The organism is Thalassobaculum sp., from assembly GCF_040219215.1.
Taxonomy (GTDB): domain Bacteria; phylum Pseudomonadota; class Alphaproteobacteria; order Thalassobaculales; family Thalassobaculaceae; genus Thalassobaculum_A.
This window is the reverse complement of the sequence record NZ_JAVJSX010000025.1, coordinates 194960-214068: the sequence shown is the minus strand read 5'-3', so window position 1 is coordinate 214068 and position 19109 is coordinate 194960. Positions and strand designations below refer to the sequence as shown.

Below are 19109 nucleotides of genomic sequence, written 5' to 3'. Positions count from 1 at the left end.
TCCGGTTGCTCAGATCGGCAGGCTCCCCTGCAGCGCACCTCCGGTCGCTTCAGCCACCAGTTCCTCGGTCAACTCGTCCATCAGCAGGTCGACGGCGCCGCCGGCGACCTGCTCGCGGCCGATCTCCAGCAGCACCGGCACCGCCAGGGGTGATACCCGGTCGAGGCGACGGTGCACGATCTTACCTTGGACCCGGGTCAGCAGCCCGGCGAGGCGGGAGATGTCGGTCAGGCCGCGGCCGGCATCCTGGCGGGTGGCCTGCAGCAGGATGTGGTCGGGCTGGTGGCGGCGCAGCACGTCGTAGATCAGGTCGGCGTTGAACGTGACCTGCCGGCCGGTCTTCTCGTGGCCCGGCAGCTTGCGCTCGATCAGGCCGGCGATCACCGCGACGGTGCGGAAGGTGCGCTTCAGGAGGCTGGATTCCGCCATCCACTCCTCCAGGTCGTCGCCCAGCATGTCCTGGTCGAACAGCGCGGCCATGTCTTCGCACGGTTTCACCGACCACACGGCGATCACGTAGTCGGTAGCGACGAAGCCGAGCGGGCCGAGGCCCATGCGCTCCATGCGCCGGGTCAGCAGCATGCCCAGCGTCTGGTGGGCGTTGCGGCCCTCGAAAGTGTAGGCCACCAGGTACTCCCGGTCGGCGCGCGGGAAACTCTCGACCAGCAGGGTGTCGGCGCGCGGCAGCACCGAGCGCCAGCGTTGCAGTTCCAGCCATTCGGCGACCGGACCGGGCAGGGTGGCCCAGAGGTTCGGATCCTCCAGCATGCCGCGCACCCGGCTGGCAAGCTGGGTGGTCAATGGCAGCCGTCCGCCGCCGTAGACCGGCACCGCCGGCTGGCCCTGCCCGCCGGGTGTGGCCTCGACGTAGCGTTCGCGGATGCCCTGGAAGGTCAGCAGTCGTCCGGCGAACATGAAGGTGTCGCCGGGGCGCAGCCACTGGACGAAGTACTCCTCGATCTCCCCAAGCACCCGACCGCGGCTGAGCCGGACCTTCAGGGTATCGGCCTCGACGATGGTGCCGACGTTCATGCGGTAGGCCTGGACCACCCGCGGATTTGACACCCGCAGGCGGCCGTCGTCGGTCGGCCGCAGCTTCTGCCAGCGTTCATAGGCGCGCAGCGCATAGCCGCCGGACCGAACGAACTCGACCACTGCGTCGAAGGTCTCGCGCTCCAGGTCGGCGTAGGGTGCGGCCTTGATGACCTCGGCGTAAAGCTCCGAGGGGTCGAATGCGCCGGTGCAGGCGGTGCCGAGCACATGCTGGGCCAGCACGTCGAGGCCGCCCGGACGCGGCGCGTCGCCGTCCAGATCGCCGACTCGAACCGCGTCCATGGCCGCCTTGCACTCCAGCACTTCGAACCGGTTGGCCGGCACCAGCAGGGCCCGGCTCGGCTCGTCGAGACGGTGGTTGGCCCGACCGATGCGCTGCAGCAGGCGCGAAGCACCCTTGGGGGCGCCGACCTGAAGGACGAGATCGACGGCGGCCCAGTCGATGCCGAGATCGAGGGATGACGTGGCGACCACGGCGCGCAGCGCACCCCGGCTCATCATCGCCTCGACCTTTCGGCGCTGCTCGGCAGCGAGCGAGCCGTGGTGCAGGGCGATCGGGAGGTGATCCTCGTTGGCGTGCCACAGCGCCTGGAAGATCAGCTCGGACTGGGCGCGCGTGTTCACGAACACGATGGTGGTTCGGTGCGCCTTGATGGCAGCGTAGATCCGATCGACGGCATACAGGCCCATGTGCCCGGACCAGGGCAACCGCCCGTCCGGCAGCAGGATCTTGACCTCGGCCTGCACCGCCTCGCCGCCGCGTACCACGTCGACGTCCGGTGCCGGCGTCCGGCCGGTGCGCGACAGGTATGCCTCCAGGGCCGCCGGATGGGCGACGGTGGCCGACAGGCCTACCCGCCGGGCGTTCGGTGCCAGACGGGTGATCCGCGCCAGCGCGAGCGCCAGCAACTCGCCGCGTTTGGTGCCGGCGAGGGCGTGCAGTTCGTCGATCACCACGCAGCGCAGGTTCCCGAAGATGACCTCCGCATCGGGGTAGGAGATCAGCAGCGCCAGGCTCTCCGGCGTGGTCAGCAGAAGGTTTGGCGGCGTACGGCGCTGGCGCTGGCGTTTGGATTGCGGGGTGTCGCCGGTTCGGGTCTCGGCGGTGACCGACAGGCCGATCTCATCGATCGGGGCGGTCAGGTTGCGATGGATGTCGACCGCCAGCGCCTTGAGCGGTGAGATGTACAGGGTGTGCAGTCCGTCGCGTGGTTGCTCCGACAGATCGACCAGACTGGCCAGGAACCCGGCCAGCGTCTTGCCGCCGCCGGTGGGGGCTATCAGCAGGGCGGAACGTCCGGCTCGTGCCGCCGCCAGCATGGCGAGCTGATGAGCGTGCGGCGCCCAGCCCCTGGCCGTGAACCAGTCGCGGAAGGCGGCCGGCAGGGCAGCGGTAACCTGTTGGATGCCGTCCATGCGTTCAGTGTACGGACCGGCGCTGCCGCCGCCATACCGTTGCGCGCATCAGTCGATGTCGATGGAGTCGACCCGGTTCGGGTAGAACGCGAGGTGGCCGCGGATCGGCAGGGCTTCGTCATATGGCAGGTCGTAGGACCACGCGACGTCACGACCGGTGACCCCGCCGGCCGTGACCGACCAGTAGCTGGCGTTGCCCTTGAATGGGCAGTAGCTGCGGGTGTCGGTCGGACGGAACAGGCTGGCGCGGGTGTCGGTCATTGGCACGTAGTACACCGGGTCATGGCCGCTCTCCTCGCACAGCACCGCACGGTCGCTTTCGGCGATCACCTCGCCGCCAAGCCTGACGGTCACCCGCTTGCCCGCCGGCCGGAAGGCGACGAGGTGCTCAGGCTTGCGGGCGAAACCGGGAGCAGAGTTGGATTTGGTGGCGGTGGCTGGCATTGGGGCCTCCTCGCGACAATATCTGCCGTCAGAGTTTGGCGCGGTGTGCAGGCAGCGCAAGGGGCCGCCGCAAGGGTCACCGAGCGGTGATGTCGCCGATGATGTCTGTGAACCGGCCGAGGAAGGCCCGCAGCCGCTCGGACTTCGGATTCCTGAACACCGCGTGCGGCTCGCCTTCCTCGACGATCCGGCCGCTGTCCAGGAACACCACGTGGGTAGCCACGTCGCGCACGAACAGCATCTCGTGGCTGACCACGATCATGGTCATACCGCTCTTCGCCAGGTCCTTCATGACGCCCAGCACTTCGGCGACCAGCTCGGGATCGAGGGCCGAGGTGACTTCGTCGAACAGGATCAGCCGAGGCTCCATGGCGACCGCGCGGGCGATCGCGACCCGCTGCTGCTGGCCACCGGACAGCTGGTAGGGGTAGTGGTCGGCCCGGTCGGCCAGCCCGACCCGGGCCAGCCAGTGGTCGGCCAGCAAACGGGCTTCTGCCTTGGCCATTCCCTTCACCTTGACCAGTCCCAGCATGACGTTCTGGGCGGCGGTCATGTGCGGGAACAGGTTGAAGCTCTGGAACACCATCCCGATGCGGGCGCGCTGGGCGGCCAGCCGGCCTTCCGACAGCCGGCGGCGGCTGCCACCGCGGTCGGTGTAGCCGACCGGGTCACCGTCGACCGTGATGCTGCCCTGTTCGAATTCCTCCAGCAGGTTGATGCAGCGCAGGAAAGTGGTCTTGCCGGACCCGCTGGCGCCGATCAGGGCCACCACCTCGCCCTCGGTCACGGTCAGGTCGATGCCCTTCAGGACCTCGACCTTGCCGAAGCGCTTGTGGACGTCGCGGGCGACCAGCAGGTTGCGGGCCGGTTCGGCGCCCTCGGAGGTCGCGGCGGCAGCTGGATTTGCGGACATGACGGACGCTCCCGCGGGATCAGTAACGAATGAAGCCGAACCGCCGCTCGAAGTACGCGCCCATGCGCGAGAGCGTGAAGTTCAGCACGAAGTAGAACAGCATGGCGGTCGCGTAGAACTCGATCACCATGTAGTTGCGCGCGATCGTCTGCTGGGTCGCCAGCAGGACGTCCAGTACACCGATAATCGACAGCAAGGTCGTGCCCTTGACCATCTCGACCGCGGTATTGATGGCCGGCGGCACGATCCGCCGGGCGGCCTGCGGCAGCAGGACGTAGACGAAGCGCTGCTGGAAGGTCAGGCCGATCGCCTTGGCGGCCTCGGTCTGGCCGACCGGGATCGAGTCGATGGCGCCGCGGAAGGTCTCCGACATATGGGCGCTGCAGAACCCGGCCAGAGCCACCACCCCGGCGGTGTAGGCCGAAATGTTCACCCCCAGAAGCGCCAGGCCATAATAACTGAACAGGATCAGCACCAGCACCGGGATGCCGCGCAGCACGTCGACATACAGCCGCATCAGCAGCCGTACCGGTTTCGGTCCATAGACCAGGAGCAGGCCGCCGATCATGCCGGCGATCAGGCCGATCACGATGACGATTGCCGAGATCTCCATTGTGGTGATGAAGCCCTGGAGCAGGCTCCACTTGGCCTTCATGAGCTCGCCGAGATAGGTCCTTTGCATGTCCCGGCGCGCCTACTTGATGACCGAATAGCGCTTCTCGATCTGCCGCAGCGCGATGGCGATCAAGTAGCAGGTGGCGAGGTACAGCAGGCTGGCGGTCAGCCACGCTTCCATCACCCGGTAGGTGTTGGCGTTGATCTGCCGGGCGGTGAAGGTCAGCTCGGGGATGGCGATCGCCGTCGCCAGCGAGGTGTCCTTGAACAGCGAGATCAGGTTGTTGGACAGCGACGGCAGGACGATCCGAAAGGTCAGCGGCAGCACCACGTACAGCTGGGTTTGCCACGGTTTCAGCCCGATCGCCTTCGCCGCCTCGACATAGCGCTCGGGCACCGAGGTCAGTCCGGCGCGGAACACCTCGGTCAGGTAGGCGCCGGCGTAGATCGACAGGGTGATCACGAAGGACTCGTACTTGTCGAAGAACCGGATGCCGATCGCCGGCAGGCCGAAATAGACGAAGAAGATCAGCAGCAGCAGCGGCTCGTTGCGGATGAACTCCACGTAGCCCCAGACCAGCGCACGCAGAGTCTTGTTGTTGGTCCGGAAGGCGTAGCCGCAGACCAGCCCGATGACCGTGCCGATCGCAAGCGAGATGACCGCCAGCAGCAGCCCCAGGCCGAGGCCCCAGAGCATCACGTCGAACTGGCGCCAGATTACCGAGAAGTTGAAATTGTACGTCATGCTCGACCAGCAACGGGGACAGGATCGTTGACGGAGTACCGGCCGGCCCGCCCGGTCTCGGGCAGGCCGGCCGACACCTTGGCGTTACTGGAACTCGCTCGGGAAACCGACCTTCGGGGTCGCCACGTCGATGCCGAACCACTTCTTGTAGGACGCCTTCATGGTGTCGAAGTCGACGCCCATCAGGGCTTCGCGGTACACGGTGTTGACCCAGTTCAACCAGACCGGATCGCCCGGCCGCACGGCAGAGGCGTAGGAGTTCGGCAGCCAGCCATAGCCGGAATCGGCGTAGCGGCCCGGGAACTGGTTCATCAGCCAACGGATCGCCGACTGGTCGCCGAGATAGGCGTCGACCCGGCCTGCGTTCAGCGCCTGCAAGGTGGAGTCCGGGCTGTCGAACTGGTCGACCTTGGCCTTCGGCAGGCCCTTGTGGATCCAGTCCTCGATGAAGACGTTCTGCATGGCGCCCACCGTGATGCCGTCGCCGGCCTTCAGCAGGTCGTCGAACTTCTTGTATTTCGGATTATCGGCCATCACCAGGAGGCCCACGCCCTCACGGTAGTACGGGACGGTGAACTCGACCTGCTGGGCCCGTCCGGCGGTGATGGTCATCCACTGGCAGATCACGTCGACCTTGTCGGTGATCAGGCTGGGGATACGGGCGTCGGAGCCCTGGATCACGAACTCGATCTTTTCCGGATCGTCGAACAGGCTCTTGGCGATCAGCCGGGCCATGTCGATGTCCATGCCGACGAGCTTGCCGGTGTCGTCTTCGAAGTGCCACGGCGGGTTGGTGCTGCCGGTGCCGACGCGCAGCACGCCGCGCGACAGGACCTGCTGCAGCTTGCTCTTGGAAGAATCGACCGTGGCCTGGGCCGTCTTGGAAGTACCGAGCACGGCTCCGGCGACAACGGCAGTACCGAGCGCTCCGGCAAAGAGATTGCGCCGGCTGGTCGTCGCTTCTTCTGCTTCGGTGGTCTTGGTCGTCTTGTCCGTCATCACACGTGCCCCTCGTTTGAATTGCCGTAATCCAGAACCGAGACATGGCCGATCTCACGACCGGCCATGCTCAGTTTGGTGGATTAACCACGTATCATCCTGCGTTGGGATGACACTGCCTGTCGAGGGGGTGTCCGAGTTTATTCAGATCATGGCGTCCCGTAGATCAGGTCGACCAGGAACATCGGAACCGCCGGAACGTAGGTGCAGATCATCAGCACGGTCAGCAGAACCGCGATGAAGTGGATGTTGACCTTGGTGGTCTCCCAGATGTCGGCCTTGGCGATCGAGCACGAAGTGATCAGCACGCTGGCCACCGGCGGGGTCTGCTGACCGATCGCCAGATTCAGCGTGACGATCAGCCCGAAATGCACCGGGTTGATGCCGACGGTCTCGATCAGAGGGATGATGATCGGAACCACCAGGATGATCGCCGCAGCGGAGTGCAGGAAGAACCCGATGACCAGGAAGAACACATTCAGGATCATCAGGATCAGGTACTTGTTGTCGGTCAGGGCAACGAGGCCCGCCGCCAGCTTCTGCGGCACCTGCGACACCGTCAGCAGGTCGCCCATCAGCACCGACGCGGCGACCAGGATCATCACCACCGCCGTCTGCAGCCCGCCATCGAGCATCGACTCCCGAAGATGCTTGAGATCGAAGTCGCGGTACCACAGCCCGACAACGACCGACGCCAGAACCGCCAGGCCCGCCGCTTCGGTTGCCGTCACCAGCCCGGAGAAGATGCCGCCCAGGATGATGACCGGCAGCATCAGTGCCGGCAGTGCGTCCACGAACGTGGTTCGCAGGTCGTGGAAGTCGAAAGCTTTCTCGACCGGGAAATTGTAGCGTCGGGCGAACAGATAGGCGACGAACATGAGCCCGAGGCCGCCCATCAGGCCCGGCACCAGCCCAGCGACGAACAACTGTTCGACCGAGGCGTTGGCCGACACCGCGTACAGGATCATCGGGATCGACGGTGGGATGATGATGGCCAGCGACGCCGACGATGACGTGACGGCCGCGGCGAAAGGCGCCGAGTAGCCGCGCTTCTTCATCTCCGGGATCATCACCGAGCCGAGGGCCGCCACATCAGCGACGGCCGACCCGGAAATCTCGGCGAAGAACAGCGACACGCCGATGTTCACCATCGCCAGACCGCCGCGCACGAAGCCGATGATCGCCGAGACGAAGGCGATCAGACGGCGCGAGATGCCACCAGCGTTCATGATGGCGCCGGCCAGCACGAACATTGGGATCGAGATCAGCGCGAAGCCGGTCGCCCCGCGGTACATCTCGATGCCTACGGTCACCAGACTATTGGTACCGTGAAACGATACCTGACCCAGCAGGGCGGCGATCGCCAGGGCGATTCCGATGGGGACGTTGATGAAGATCATCGCCACCATGGCAAGGAACATAACGCCTAGCAGCACGGCTCAGCTCCTCGTCATGTGAGGTTCGGGATGTTCAAGGGACCGCCCGACACGGGCCGCGGTCCAGCTTTCCGGAAGGCTCAGCAGTTCGCAGATGACGAACAACGCCGCTCCGATCGGGATTACCGACTGGGTGAAGCTGACCGAGATCCACGGCAAGCTGATCAGGTTCTCGTCGCCGACAACCTCGAGGACCTGCCATCCGGCCCACGCCAGGATCAGGAAAAAGCCAATAACCAGGACTTCGGCGATGGCGACCGCGGTCATTCGGATCGGGATCGGCAGGCGCAGCAGCACACCGTCGAAGCCCAGATGCTGGCGTCGCAAGGCGGCAAGCGCAGCGCCGTAGTAGGTGATCCACGCCAGCATGACGGAGGCGACCTCATCATACCAACTGAGCGAGGCTCCAAACTTCCGGTAAAAGACCGCGACCAGCACCATGATGGTCAGGGCGATCATCTGCCCGATCACGACCCATTGCAGGGTCACGTCGAGCGTTCGGCGAAACTGAGAGATCATGGCGTCGGAGCGCTCCGGGCGGTGATCGGTAGAGGACGAAATCGGCGGCTGCGCCAGTGCAGCGCAGCCGCCGACAGGGTGATTGGTCAGGCTTGCTTAGCCGCGCAGCGCCTGGATCTGGTCGACGATCGCGGTGCCACCTTCGACCTGCTTTCCGAACTCCTCGTAGATTCCGGTCGAGGCCTTCACGAAGGCGTCCTTGTCCGCCTCGTTGACCGCCATTCCCTTCTCCTTGAGCTTGCTGAGAAGGTCATTGTCGAAATCCTCGCCGACCTTGCGGGCAAACGGCTCCATTTCGACAGCGGTCTCGCTGACGATCTTCTGGACGTCGGCCGGCCAGCTGGCAAAGGTCTTCGGCGAGGTCACGAGGTAGGCCGGGATGTACACGTGGCCGGTCATCGAAAGGTACTTCTGGACCTCGTAGAACTTCGCGCTCCAGACGTTGATGAGCGGGTTCTCCTGGCCGTCCATCACGCCGGTCTTCAGGGCGGTGAACACTTCGGAGAATGCCATCGGCGAGGGGTTGGCGCCGTACGACTGGAACATCTTCACGCGCCACTCGCCGCGCGGTGTGCGCAGCTTCACGCCCTTCAGGTCATCCGGCTTCACGATCGGCCGGACGTTGTTGGTGACCTGGCGGAAGCCGTTCTCCCAGAAGGCCAGGATCTTCACGCCCTTGGCTTCGGCGGCCGGCCGGAACAGGCTGTCGCCCATCTTCGCCATCACCCGGGTGATGTGGTCGCGATCCTTGATGATGTACGGCATGTCGAACACGCCGAACTCGGGAGTGACCGACGACATCATCGACGACGGAATGAAGAAGTCGACCTGTCCCAGCTTCATCTTCTGAAGCATGTCCTTGTCGTTGCCGAGCTGGCTCGACGGGAACACCTGGACTTCGATCTTGCCGCCGCTCTTTTCTGCGACCCGCTTGGCGAACTCGTGGCTGGCGACGTCGAAGTGCGAGCCGACCTCGCCGACATGACCGATTCGAAGGACGGTTTGCGCGCTGACCGCCGTGGCCAACGACATCGTCATCGCCACGGCTGTGGCACAGAGCATCGTGAAACGCATGGGCTTCCTCCTGAAAGAACGATTGGTCTTTTCTTTGGTTTTTGGGCCGGATGGCCGGGGGCTTGCGAGAGTGTTTCCCGCGAGCAGTATCACCTCAGTTCGAACGATGGACCAACTCTTGATGCACACGCCTCATCGGTTGACGACTGGTTTCAGCAGGTCGCGGTAGACCCGCATGCGTTCGATGTAGCTTTGGGCCGGACGGCGGATGCGTTCGAGATCGCCATCGCTCAACTCGCGCACGACCTTGCCGGGCGAACCCATGACCACCGAGCGCGGGGGGATCTCCTTGCCTTCGGTGATCAGCGCGTTGGCGCCGATCAGGCAGTCGTTGCCGATCTTCGCTCCGTTCAGGATCACCGCGCCGATGCCGACCAGCGTACCGTCGCCGATCGTGCAGCCGTGCAGCATGACGAGATGCCCGATCGACACGTTCGCGCCGAGAGTCAGGGGAAAACCGGGGTCGACGTGCAGGATCGATCCGTCCTGCACATTGCTGCCGCGCCCGATGTGAATGCGTTCGTTGTCGCCGCGCAGAACGGCCCCGAACCACACGCTGGCGTCTTCCTCCAGCACCACGTCGCCGATCAGCGACGCCGAGTCCGCGACCCAGCTCTTGGACGGGTCCACGACTGGCGCCTTGCCCTCGAGTTCGTACAGCATCCGGGTCAGGCTCCGATGAAGTTCGGCTTGCGCTTCTCCATGAAGGCGCGCCGGCCCTCGATGTAGTCCTGGCTGTCGAAGCACTGTTTGACCAGGGCGGCGCAGGCCGCCAGGTCTCGCTCGGACTCCGGCTTCAAGGTCTCGCCGACGATCGACTTGACCGAGCCGACGGTCAGCGGCGCGTTCTCGGAGATCCGGCCGGCCAAAGCGGTGCAGTAGGCCTCGACTTCGCCGTCCGGAACCACACGGTTGACCAGCCCCATGGTCCGGGCGTCCTCCGCGGTGAAACGATCGGCGGTGAAGAAGATCTCCTTGGCGAACGACGGTCCGACCAGGGCCACCAGACGCTCGATGCCGGCATAGCCGTAGCCGAGGCCCAGCTTGGCGGCCGGTACCGAGAACTGGGAGCCTTCGCCGCACACCCGGATGTCGCAGCACACCGCCAGCGCGGTGCCGCCGCCGACGCAGAACCCGTCGATCTGGGCGATGATCGGCTTCGCGTACTCGTAGATCTTGGCGTACACCCGGGCGGTGGTCTCGTTGTAATGCCGCACGGCCTCGGCGGTCGCGCGCTCGCTCTCGAACTTGGAGATGTCGGCCCCGGCGACGAACGCCTTGCCTCCGGCGCCCGACAAGATGATCACCCGCACGGCATTGTCGGCCGCGAACCGGTCCAGTCCGGCGTCGACCGCCTCCCACATGTCCAGCGACACGGCATTCCGTTTTGCCGGATTGTTGAAGACGATCCGTCCGATCGTCCCGTCGGTGCTGACCAGCACTTTATCGGTCATGGCTGCAGATTCCTCTCGTCCTCAAATGACGCCGTCGGCACGCAGCCGGGCGATATCGTCGTCGCTGTATCCGATGTCGCGCAGGACCTCGTCATTGTGCTCGCCGGCGGTCGGCGGCGGGGCGGCGATGCGGCTCGGCGTCCGGCTCATGATGATCGGCTGGCCGACCAGGCGGCTGGCGCCCCGTTCATGCGAATTGACCGGCTGGGCGATACCGAGGTGCTGGACCTGTGGATTGGCGAACACCTGGTCGATGGCGTTGATTTCGCCGCACGGCACACCGGCGGCGTTGAACCGGTCGACCCACTCGGCCGTCGGCCGGGTCTTGGTGACTTCTTCGATCTCGGCGTTCAGCGCGTCGCGGTTCTTCGAACGCAGCTTTCCGTCGGCGTAGGCGGGGTTCTCGGCGATGTCCATACGCTCGATCGCCTTGCAGAACCGTATCCAAATCTCCTGCCCGGCCACCGCCAGGTTCATGTACCCGTCGGAGGTGGCGAACACGCCGGTCGGGATGCTGGTCGGATGGTTGTTGCCCGCTTGCTTCGGCACGTCCTGGTCCATCAGCCAGCGCGACGCCTGGAAGTCGAGCATGAACACCTGGGCCTGGAGCAGGGAGGTCTGCACCCACTGGCCCTTGCCTGACACCTCGCGTTCGAGCAGCGCGATCATGATCGCTTGGCTGGCAAAGATGCCGGCGGTCAGGTCGGCGATCGGGATGCCGACTCGCATCGGTCCCTCGCCGGGCTTGCCGGTGATCGACATCAGCCCGCCCATGCCCTGGGCGATCTGGTCGAAGCCCGGACGGTCACGGTAGGGACCGTCCTGTCCGAAGCCCGAGATGCTGGCGTAGACCAGCTTTGGATTGTCGACGCTCAGCGTCTCGTAGTCGATGCCGAGGCGCTTCTTCACGTCCGGACGGAAGTTTTCGACGATCACGTCGGCATCCCGCGCCAGCTTCTTGAAGATCGCGATGCCGTCGCGTTGCTTCAGATCCAGCGTCAGGCTGCGCTTGTTGCGATGCAGGTTCTGGAAATCCGACCCCGACCGGGGGCCGCCCAGGGCACCGGCGTCGTCGGTCACCGGCATTTCGATCTTGATGACATCGGCGCCCCAGTCCGCAAGCTGGCGAACGCAGGTCGGACCCGACCGGACACGGGTCAGGTCCAGTACCTTGAACCGGGACAGCGCGGTACTGGCTCGCTCGATGGCCATGGAAATCTCCTCCGGGACGGCTGTTTTCTCGCACCCTGGATAGGCTGGGCGCGGCTGATTTGAAAGTACCGTAACGACTTGTACGATTGTTGACAATAAACTGTCTGGAATCTACCGTCGGTTTGACATTTTCGGAGGCGGCATGCCCTCAGACGTCGGAAAACCGTTCCACGCCCGTGAGTTCGCCACGCTGACCACGCGGGTTCAGCAGGAGATCGAGCGGCGCATCCTGACCGCAGAGATCAAGGCGGGTGAGCGCATCGGCGAGGCCGCCTTGGCTGAGAGCCTGGGCGTCAGCCGTGGCCCGGTGCGCGAGGCGATGCGCGGGTTGGAGCGGGCCGGCCTGGTGGAGATCAACGCTAACCGAGGCGCCATCGTGCGCAGCATCGGGTTGGACGAGGTGGCGGGTCTCTACGCGCTGCGCGGGGCGATCTTTGCACTGGCGTGCGAGTGCGTGGCTCGGCGGCGAACCGACGCGATCCTGGCGAAGCTTCTCGACCAGGTGGTGGGCATGGAGGAGGCGGTCGCCAACGACGCGCTCGATACCTACTACCGGATGAACGTCGAGTTTCACGCCACCATTCTGGAACTGTCCGGCAACGCCCGGGCGCGGTCCACCTACGAGGGGATCGTCAAGGAAATGCACCTTTTCCGGCGGCGCGGCCTGTCAAAGGTGCCGAACATCGCATCGTCGCTGGCGGAACATCGCACGATCATCGAGGCGATCGACCGCGGCGATCCGGCGGCGGCGCGCGAGGCGGGCCGGTATCACGTCGAGCAGGGGTGTAAGCGGTTCCTGGGAACACTCGGTGCGGCAGGCGGCGAATCCGCTCAGGAGACGTCTGCGGAGCCGGCCGCGTCGGACCGCATGACCGGCTGATCCGTCGGTCCGGTTCGGCGGGTAGTACACCCAATACAGCGGGTCCACCCCAAGGACCCGAAACCAAGAAGAGGGTGGTCGTTTCCGACACACCCTCGCATCACACGAGGAGGAAGCTATGACGACGTCATCCGTGCGACCATCGCGTCGACAACTGCTCCAGGGAATGGCCGTCGGTGCCGGTGGCCTGCTGCTGCCGGGCCTCGGTCGGCCGGCTTTCGCGGCCGGTGAGTTTCCGTCGGAGACCATCAACATCGTCACCCATGCCGGGCCGGGCGGCGGTACCGACATCACCACCCGCATGATGATGCTGCGGGCACGCAAGGAGTTCGGCCAGGATCTGGTGGTGGTGAACAAGCGCGGCGGCAGCGGTTCGGCGGCCCTGATGTATACCAACAGCCAACCGCGCGATGGCTACACCGTGATGACCATCACCCAGTCGCACATCTTCCAGATCATCCAGAAGAAGGTCCCGATCACCATCGACCAACTGGTCGGCGTCGCCCGGGCGACCGACGACCCGACGGTGATCGCGGTTCCGGCGTCCAGCAAGCTGAAAACCCTGGAGGACCTGATCGCGGCGTCCAAGGATGCCAAGGGCGGCTTGAAGTGGGGCACCACCTTCGCCGGCGGCGCCGACCACATCGGCATCCACAACTTCGCCAAGGCGGCCGGCGGCATTCCCTACACCATCGTCCCGTTCAAGGGCGGCGGCGAGATTGTCACCAACCTGGTCGGCGGCAATGTCGACGTGGCGTTGCTGAACTATGCCGAGGGCGAGTCGCAGTTCACGGCCGGTGACATCCGTGGCGTGGTCAGCCTGTCGGAGGAGCCGATCGCGGCGTTGAACGGCGTTCCGACCGCTCGCGACCGTGGCGTCGATGCCCTGGCGTCGACGGTGCGTGGCTTTGCGGTGCTGTCCGGGGTGCCGGAGGATCGTCTGGCGCGGCTCGAGACCGGGATGATCAAGGCGATGAAGCACTCGATTTACCAGAACTACCTGACCTCCGGCGGCATGCCGACGTCCAGCGTCGCCGGGCGCGAGGTCTGGAACAAGCAGATCCGCAAGATCTACGAAGAGAGCACCACCGCGCTGACCGAACTCGGCATGCTCTGAGGGATGGCCGCAATGGGGATCTCCCCGACTGAGGACCGGGCCGCCAGCACGGCGGCCCGCATTCCCCGCGACTTCGTCGTGGCGCTGGCGATACTGCTGTTCTGTCTCGTGACGTACATCGTCACTCTCGGCTTTGCGGAAGCACCGTCGGCGGTGGCGCAGAACGTCCAGCCTGCGACCTTCCCGCGACTGGTGCTCGGGGTGATCGCAGTCCTTGCGTCGGTGCTGGCGGTAACGTCATTCCGCCGGGACTCCGCTCGAAAGCGGCCGGTCAAGCGGATCGCGCTGGTCACCGGCGCGATGATGATCGCGTTCGTCATTGCCTTCGACACCCTGGGCTTCATCGCGGCGATGGTGCTTTACAGCCTGGCCATGCCCGCGCTGTGGGGGGAGCGGCGCTGGCGGATCGTGATCCCGTTTGCCCTGCTGTTCCCGGCGGCGGTCTACGTGGTTTTCGTGCTGGGCCTGGGCGTCCATTTCGACCGTGGACTGCTCGGCATCAACTAACTCGGATCGGTAGCGACGATGGATGCGTTTCTGGCCGCCGGTGCGGCCTTCCTCGACCCGTACCTGCTCGGCGTCGTGCTGATCGGCACCCTCGGCGGTGTCGTGGTCGGCGCCATGCCGGGGCTGAGCTCGACCATGGCGACGGCGTTGCTGCTGCCGTTCACCCTGACGATGGAGCCGATTCCGGCCATCGCACTGCTGAGCGCGCTGTACTGTGCCGGTACCTATGGCGGGTCGATCACGGCGATCCTGGTCAATGCGCCGGGTGCGCCACCGGCGGCGGCGACCGCGTTCGACGGCTATCCGCTGGCCCAGCAGGGCCGGGCCGGGCTGGCGTTGGGAATGGCGGCGGTCTCCAGCGTGATCGGCGGCATCGTGAGCGTGATCGTGCTGATCATCGCGGCGCCGCTGCTCGCCCGCGTGGCCTATGATTTCGGACCACCGGAGTACTTCGCGCTGGCGCTGTTCGGGCTGTCGATGCTGGCGACGATCAGCGGCGAGTCGGCGGTCAAGAACCTGATGGGCGGCGCCTTCGGGGTGCTGGTAGCCACCATCGGCATGGACTTCACCACCGGCGTCGACCGCTTCACCTTCGGGTTCTGGGAACTGTCGGAAGGCATCCATTTCATCCCGGTCATGATCGGCCTGTTCGCCGGCTGCGAGTTCCTGATCCAGGCGGGCAAGCTCGACCAGCCGCAGATCCGAGCCGCGCTCGACGCGGTCCGGCTGCCGGCCTGGGCGGACTTCAAGAAGTGCCTGCCGACGATCGGCCGCTCATGCGGGATCGGCACCTTCATCGGCCTGCTGCCGGCCGAGGGCGGCACGGTCGCCGCGATGATCGGCTATAACGAGGCCAAGCGCTGGGCCAAGGACAAGTCGCTGTTCGGAAAGGGCGACATTCGCGGCATCGCAGGGCCGGAGGCCGCCAACAACGCCGCCACCGGTGCCGCCATGGTGCCGACCCTGGCGCTCGGCATTCCCGGCAGCGCGACGACGGCGATCATCCTGGGGGCGCTGCTGGTTCATGGCCTGCGCCCTGGACCGCACCTGTTCACCGAGACGCCGACCCTGCTGTACGCCATCTTCATGGCGATGCTGCTGGCCAACATCGTGTTCGGCGTGTTCGGCCTGCTCGGCGCCAAGCTGTTCGCGCGGGTCACCCTGATCCCGATCCGTTTCCTGTGGCCGTCGGTGTTCGTGCTGGCCTGCATCGGCGCCTACGCGCTGGAGCAGTCGGTGCTCGACGTCTGGATCATGGTGGGGGCCGGCCTGCTGGGCTTCGTGCTGAAGCGCTACGGCTTTGCGGCGGCGCCGATCATCATGGGGTTGATCCTGGGAGAGTTGGTCGAGAACAGCCTGAAGCAGTCGCTGATCATCTTCGACCACGAGTGGCTGCGGTTCCTGGACCGTCCGATCGTCGTGGCGTTCCTGGCCCTCACCCTGCTGTCGGCGGTCTGGCCGTTGGTCTCGGCCTGGCGGGCACGTCGGGCGGCTGAAGCGGCGGGATAGCGAGGTAGCCTCGTCCGATCTCCGCCGTCATCCTGACCGCAACCGCGAGCCGGGATTCAGGAACAGGCGTGTGGGGAGCGAGACGCCGCCAGGATGACGACGCAGAATGGATCCGCTTAGAAGAACCGAGCCAAATTGCCGCGGATCCGGTCGAGCACGCTGCCGGTCATTTCCGGGATGTCGAAGCTCTGCCCGGTGATGGTCTCGAACGCCTTGATGTAGACCTCGGCGGTCTGCGCCACCACCTCGTCCGGGATCGGCGGGATGGCATCCTTGTAGGGATCGCAGCGCGCAACCACCCAGTTGCGCATGAAGTCCTTGTCGAAGCTCTCGGGCTTCTCGCCGCGGCCGACCCGGTCCTGGTAGCTGTCCAGGAACCAGTACCGGCTGCTGTCGGGCGTGTGGATCTCGTCGGCGAGCACGATGCGGCCGTCGGCATCGGTGCCGAACTCGTACTTGGTGTCCACCAGGATCAGCCCGCGTTCGCGCGCCATCTCCCGGCCGCGGGCGAACAGCGCCAGGGCGTAGCCGGATACCGTGCGCCACTGCTCGGCGGTCAGCAGGCCCTTGCCGACGATGTCGTCGGGTGTCAGCGGTTCGTCGTGGGAGCCGAGTGCGGCCTTGCTGGTCGGGGTGATGATGGTCTGCGGCAGCTTGGCGTTGTCACCGAGCCCATCCGGCAGGCGCACGCCGTACATGTCGCGCCGGCCGGCCTTGTACATCGTCAGGATCGAGGTGCCGGTGGTGCCCGCCAGATAGTCGCGCACCACCATCTCGACCGGCAGGATGTCCAGGCGCTGGCCGATGACCACGTTCGGATCGGGGTACTCCAGAACGTGGTTCGGGCAGATGTCGCGGGTCGCCTCGAACCAGAACCGGGCGGTACGGGTCAGCACCTCGCCCTTGAACGGAATGGCGGCCAGGCTGATGTCGAACGCGCTCAGCCGGTCGCTGGCGATGATGATGCGTCGGCCGTCCGGCAGGTCGTAGTTGTCGCGCACCTTGCCGCGGTAGTGGTTCGGCAACTCGGGGATCGTAGCGTCCTCGAGAACCCGGTGGGCGTTCGTCTTCAAGGCGTCGATGTTCATCGTCCCGTCCTGCGAGGAATGTAATGCTCCTTCCAGCCGGGCCGTTATGCCTTGGATCGGAGCCTCTGTCTTGCGTTGCGGTGATCGGCCGTTCCGCAAGGCAGAGGCTCCGGACCGATCGAATTCAGAGCGTGGGACGCTCGTCGCCGACGATGGTGGTGCGGTGCATGATGCGGCGCTGGTTCGCTGAATCGTAGGGCATCACCGCGTGCATGGTGCAGCGGTTGTCCCACATGATCACGTCGTCCTGGTGCCAGTGATGCCGGTACACGAAACGCTCGTGGGTCGCGTGCCTGGTCAACTCATCGAGCAACGCGAATGCCTTGTCGTCGGGCATCCCGACGATCCCGTCCATGGTGTGCGGGCTGAGAAACAGCGAACGGCGGCCGGTCACTGGATGCCGACGCACCAGCGGGTGCTCGACCGGCGGCAGCTCGGTGAAGGTGCCCTTGTCCTGGCGGGCGCTGAGCTTGGCCGAGCGGGCGATGACCGCGTCGTGGCTGTGCCGGACGGAAAGGCCGTCAATCTGAGCCTTCGTACCGTCGGAGAGGGCGTCGTAGGCCTCGTACATGTTGGCGAACAGGGTGTCGCCACCCTCCGCGGGGACCGTGATGCCGTGCAGGATGGAGCCCTTTGACGGGATCTCCCGAAACGAGCTGTCGGTGTGCCAAAGCCACGTCAGTTCCAGGTACTGCCATTCCTTGCTCTCGCTCGGCAGGATATTGCCCTGCTCGTCGACGTTGGAGACCCGGTAGACCTCCGGATTCCGGGATGATCGGTGGGCAACCGAGGGATGCACCTCCAGTTCGCCGAAGTTGCGGGCGAAGACGATCTGCTGTTCGTCGGTGATCTTCTGGCCTGGGAACACCAGCATCGGATTCTCCATCCAGATGGCGTTCAACTGGTCAAGGGTTTCCCGGTCGAGCGGGCGCCCGAGATCGATGCCGCGAACCTCCGCACCGATCTGCGGGTGCCGCTTGGTGACGGTCAGATCGACGGCGTCTGTCAGTGTTGCCATGGCTCCAGGTCTCCGTGCGTCAGATGGAGGCTGAATGAGGCATCCAACGTACGGTTATGGAAAATTATCGTTTTTACTGAATGACATTATACTTATTAATATCGGCATGACGCTTAGCCTGATCGCCATGCGCATGCTGGTGGCCGTGGTCGAGGAGGGGTCCTTCACGGGCGCCGCCCGGCGCGAGAACGCCACCCAGTCCGGAGTCTCGCAGCACATTCAGAAGCTGGAGGATCGCTTCGGCGTGCGCCTGATCGAGCGCGAGCCGGGCGGCGCACGGCCGACACCGGCGGGCGACCGGCTGTACCGCCGTTGCGTACACGTTCTTCGCGGAGCCTCCGAGGCCGAGGAGGAGATGCGCGGGTTTGGCCGCGGACTGGATGGCGAGGCGGCAATCGGGTTGATGTCGGCGCTGACCCGATGCGTTCTGGGGCCCACCTTGCGGGGCTTCATGCAAGACCACCCGAACGCCTCGATCCGGATCGCTGAAGCCGTCAGCGACCAGTTGATCGATCGGGTGTCGGCCTCGGCCCTGGATGCCGCTGTCGTCCCGACGATTGAGCCGGTCGGTCCCTTGGATGGCCGTGCGTTGCCGAGCGTGCCGGAAATGTTCGTATGCCGCGCTGATCGAACCCGTGATCACATGGTACCGATCGACCTTCGTGCCGTGTGGCCCTTGCGGCTGGTGATGCCGCCGAAGGACAATCTGCGGACCCGCCGGGTACTGGCGCATCTTGCCCTGCAGGGGGCCGAGATCGATGACGTTCTGGAACTGGATTCAATGTTCGGCGCCTTCGATTTCGTCGCGAACAGCGATTACGTGGCGCTGATCCCGGCCATCATGGTCCTGCCGGAGATCCATGACGCCAGCCTGTGCGTCCGGCCATTGGTCGGTCCGCCGCTGACCCTGGACCTCATGGCGATCCAGCCGCGCCGACGGTCGTTGTCGCCGATCGCCTCTGCCTTCCTGGTCGCGTTGGAGCGCCAGCTACATTCCGACGCCAGGGCGTGGCGGGCATAGGCTGCCGAAGGCTCTGGTTTTCACACCACAAGGCGCTCTAGGATCGGTGCTCCAATCCCCGATCCGGTGCGTTCGTCGTGGCATCCGCC

At 65.4% G+C, this 19109-nt stretch carries 19 protein-coding genes; 5 read left to right on the top strand and 14 right to left on the bottom strand.

The window, feature by feature from the left end; translation table 11 throughout:
* Window positions 1-9: 9 nt before the first annotated feature.
* The 12 genes from RIC54_RS18865 to RIC54_RS18810 all read right to left on the bottom strand — a co-directional run bounded on the left by RIC54_RS18865 (window position 10) and on the right by RIC54_RS18810 (window position 11880).
* Window positions 10-2469, bottom strand: a complete 2460-nt coding sequence (locus RIC54_RS18865) for a ligase-associated DNA damage response DEXH box helicase (protein ID WP_350096483.1) — start codon at window positions 2467-2469, stop codon at window positions 10-12.
* A 48-nt stretch (window positions 2470-2517) separates the two neighbouring features.
* Window positions 2518-2913 carry a DUF427 domain-containing protein gene (locus RIC54_RS18860; protein WP_350096481.1) on the bottom strand — a complete coding sequence of 132 codons (396 nt, stop codon included), beginning with the start codon at window positions 2911-2913 and terminating at the stop codon, window positions 2518-2520.
* Between the two features lie 76 nt (window positions 2914-2989).
* Window positions 2990-3826, bottom strand: a complete 837-nt coding sequence (locus RIC54_RS18855) for an amino acid ABC transporter ATP-binding protein (protein ID WP_350096479.1) — start codon at window positions 3824-3826, stop codon at window positions 2990-2992.
* Between the two features lie 19 nt (window positions 3827-3845).
* On the bottom strand, window positions 3846-4508 hold the full coding sequence (locus RIC54_RS18850; protein WP_350096477.1) for an amino acid ABC transporter permease: 663 nt from the start codon (window positions 4506-4508) through the stop codon (window positions 3846-3848).
* Window positions 4509-4520: 12 nt separating this feature from the next.
* Window positions 4521-5186 carry an amino acid ABC transporter permease gene (locus RIC54_RS18845; protein WP_350096475.1) on the bottom strand — a complete coding sequence of 222 codons (666 nt, stop codon included), beginning with the start codon at window positions 5184-5186 and terminating at the stop codon, window positions 4521-4523.
* An 84-nt stretch (window positions 5187-5270) separates the two neighbouring features.
* Window positions 5271-6185, bottom strand: a complete 915-nt coding sequence (locus tag RIC54_RS18840) for a transporter substrate-binding domain-containing protein (protein ID WP_350096473.1) — start codon at window positions 6183-6185, stop codon at window positions 5271-5273.
* Between the two features lie 149 nt (window positions 6186-6334).
* Window positions 6335-7621, bottom strand: a complete 1287-nt coding sequence (locus RIC54_RS18835; RefSeq protein ID WP_350096471.1) for a TRAP transporter large permease — start codon at window positions 7619-7621, stop codon at window positions 6335-6337.
* 3 nt (window positions 7622-7624) lie between these two features.
* Window positions 7625-8140 carry a TRAP transporter small permease gene (locus tag RIC54_RS18830; RefSeq protein ID WP_350096469.1) on the bottom strand — a complete coding sequence of 172 codons (516 nt, stop codon included), beginning with the start codon at window positions 8138-8140 and terminating at the stop codon, window positions 7625-7627.
* Window positions 8141-8236: 96 nt separating this feature from the next.
* Window positions 8237-9214 carry a TRAP transporter substrate-binding protein gene (locus tag RIC54_RS18825; protein WP_350096467.1) on the bottom strand — a complete coding sequence of 326 codons (978 nt, stop codon included), beginning with the start codon at window positions 9212-9214 and terminating at the stop codon, window positions 8237-8239.
* A gap of 132 nt (window positions 9215-9346) precedes the next feature.
* Entirely contained in the window at window positions 9347-9877 is a 531-nt protein-coding gene (locus RIC54_RS18820) for a gamma carbonic anhydrase family protein (RefSeq protein WP_350096465.1), read from the bottom strand.
* 5 nt (window positions 9878-9882) lie between these two features.
* Window positions 9883-10668 (bottom strand): enoyl-CoA hydratase, encoded by a 786-nt coding sequence (locus tag RIC54_RS18815; protein ID WP_350096463.1) that lies wholly within the window; start codon window positions 10666-10668, stop codon window positions 9883-9885.
* A 21-nt stretch (window positions 10669-10689) separates the two neighbouring features.
* A complete protein-coding gene (locus RIC54_RS18810) occupies window positions 10690-11880 on the bottom strand; it encodes a CaiB/BaiF CoA transferase family protein (protein WP_350096461.1) in 1191 nt (396 codons plus the stop codon).
* Between the two features lie 142 nt (window positions 11881-12022).
* On the opposite strand from RIC54_RS18810, the gene RIC54_RS18805 reads away from it, so the two are divergent.
* From RIC54_RS18805 to RIC54_RS18790, 4 genes are all read left to right on the top strand, one after another.
* A complete protein-coding gene (locus RIC54_RS18805; RefSeq protein ID WP_350096459.1) occupies window positions 12023-12760 on the top strand; it encodes a GntR family transcriptional regulator in 738 nt (245 codons plus the stop codon).
* Window positions 12761-12878: 118 nt separating this feature from the next.
* Window positions 12879-13877: a Bug family tripartite tricarboxylate transporter substrate binding protein gene (locus RIC54_RS18800; RefSeq protein ID WP_350096457.1), complete on the top strand. Its 999-nt coding sequence runs from the start codon at window positions 12879-12881 to the stop codon at window positions 13875-13877.
* A gap of 12 nt (window positions 13878-13889) precedes the next feature.
* The gene (locus RIC54_RS18795; protein ID WP_350096455.1) at window positions 13890-14384 is read left to right on the top strand and encodes a tripartite tricarboxylate transporter TctB family protein; all 495 of its coding nucleotides are present in this window, start codon (window positions 13890-13892) and stop codon (window positions 14382-14384) included.
* 18 nt (window positions 14385-14402) lie between these two features.
* Window positions 14403-15893 carry a tripartite tricarboxylate transporter permease gene (locus RIC54_RS18790; RefSeq protein WP_350096453.1) on the top strand — a complete coding sequence of 497 codons (1491 nt, stop codon included), beginning with the start codon at window positions 14403-14405 and terminating at the stop codon, window positions 15891-15893.
* 116 nt (window positions 15894-16009) lie between these two features.
* Here RIC54_RS18790 and RIC54_RS18785 read toward each other — a convergent pair whose 3' ends face one another.
* Entirely contained in the window at window positions 16010-16981 is a 972-nt protein-coding gene (locus tag RIC54_RS18785; protein WP_350096451.1) for a phosphoribosylaminoimidazolesuccinocarboxamide synthase, read from the bottom strand.
* Between the two features lie 124 nt (window positions 16982-17105).
* Window positions 17106-17999, bottom strand: a complete 894-nt coding sequence (locus tag RIC54_RS18780; RefSeq protein WP_350096449.1) for a TauD/TfdA dioxygenase family protein — start codon at window positions 17997-17999, stop codon at window positions 17106-17108.
* Between the two features lie 106 nt (window positions 18000-18105).
* On the opposite strand from RIC54_RS18780, the gene RIC54_RS18775 reads away from it, so the two are divergent.
* Window positions 18106-19020: a LysR family transcriptional regulator gene (locus RIC54_RS18775; RefSeq protein WP_350096447.1), complete on the top strand. Its 915-nt coding sequence runs from the start codon at window positions 18106-18108 to the stop codon at window positions 19018-19020.
* The last annotated feature ends 89 nt before the right edge of the window (window positions 19021-19109 follow it).

What these genes read in the sequence shown, in the direction of transcription:
- RIC54_RS18865 (WP_350096483.1), bottom strand. Translation starts at nt 2,469, where the DNA reads ATGGACGGCATCCAACAGGTTACCGCTGCCCTGCCGGCCGCCTTCCGC.
- RIC54_RS18860 (WP_350096481.1), bottom strand. Translation starts at nt 2,913, where the DNA reads ATGCCAGCCACCGCCACCAAATCCAACTCTGCTCCCGGTTTCGCCCGC.
- RIC54_RS18855 (WP_350096479.1), bottom strand. Translation starts at nt 3,826, where the DNA reads ATGTCCGCAAATCCAGCTGCCGCCGCGACCTCCGAGGGCGCCGAACCG.
- RIC54_RS18850 (WP_350096477.1), bottom strand. Translation starts at nt 4,508, where the DNA reads ATGCAAAGGACCTATCTCGGCGAGCTCATGAAGGCCAAGTGGAGCCTG.
- RIC54_RS18845 (WP_350096475.1), bottom strand. Translation starts at nt 5,186, where the DNA reads ATGACGTACAATTTCAACTTCTCGGTAATCTGGCGCCAGTTCGACGTG.
- RIC54_RS18840 (WP_350096473.1), bottom strand. Translation starts at nt 6,185, where the DNA reads ATGACGGACAAGACGACCAAGACCACCGAAGCAGAAGAAGCGACGACC.
- RIC54_RS18830 (WP_350096469.1), bottom strand. Translation starts at nt 8,140, where the DNA reads ATGATCTCTCAGTTTCGCCGAACGCTCGACGTGACCCTGCAATGGGTC.
- RIC54_RS18825 (WP_350096467.1), bottom strand. Translation starts at nt 9,214, where the DNA reads ATGCGTTTCACGATGCTCTGTGCCACAGCCGTGGCGATGACGATGTCG.
- RIC54_RS18820 (WP_350096465.1), bottom strand. Translation starts at nt 9,877, where the DNA reads ATGCTGTACGAACTCGAGGGCAAGGCGCCAGTCGTGGACCCGTCCAAG.
- RIC54_RS18815 (WP_350096463.1), bottom strand. Translation starts at nt 10,668, where the DNA reads ATGACCGATAAAGTGCTGGTCAGCACCGACGGGACGATCGGACGGATC.
- RIC54_RS18810 (WP_350096461.1), bottom strand. Translation starts at nt 11,880, where the DNA reads ATGGCCATCGAGCGAGCCAGTACCGCGCTGTCCCGGTTCAAGGTACTG.
- RIC54_RS18805 (WP_350096459.1), top strand. Translation starts at nt 12,023, where the DNA reads ATGCCCTCAGACGTCGGAAAACCGTTCCACGCCCGTGAGTTCGCCACG.
- RIC54_RS18800 (WP_350096457.1), top strand. Translation starts at nt 12,879, where the DNA reads ATGACGACGTCATCCGTGCGACCATCGCGTCGACAACTGCTCCAGGGA.
- RIC54_RS18795 (WP_350096455.1), top strand. Translation starts at nt 13,890, where the DNA reads ATGGGGATCTCCCCGACTGAGGACCGGGCCGCCAGCACGGCGGCCCGC.
- RIC54_RS18790 (WP_350096453.1), top strand. Translation starts at nt 14,403, where the DNA reads ATGGATGCGTTTCTGGCCGCCGGTGCGGCCTTCCTCGACCCGTACCTG.
- RIC54_RS18785 (WP_350096451.1), bottom strand. Translation starts at nt 16,981, where the DNA reads ATGAACATCGACGCCTTGAAGACGAACGCCCACCGGGTTCTCGAGGAC.
- RIC54_RS18780 (WP_350096449.1), bottom strand. Translation starts at nt 17,999, where the DNA reads ATGGCAACACTGACAGACGCCGTCGATCTGACCGTCACCAAGCGGCAC.
- RIC54_RS18775 (WP_350096447.1), top strand. Translation starts at nt 18,106, where the DNA reads ATGACGCTTAGCCTGATCGCCATGCGCATGCTGGTGGCCGTGGTCGAG.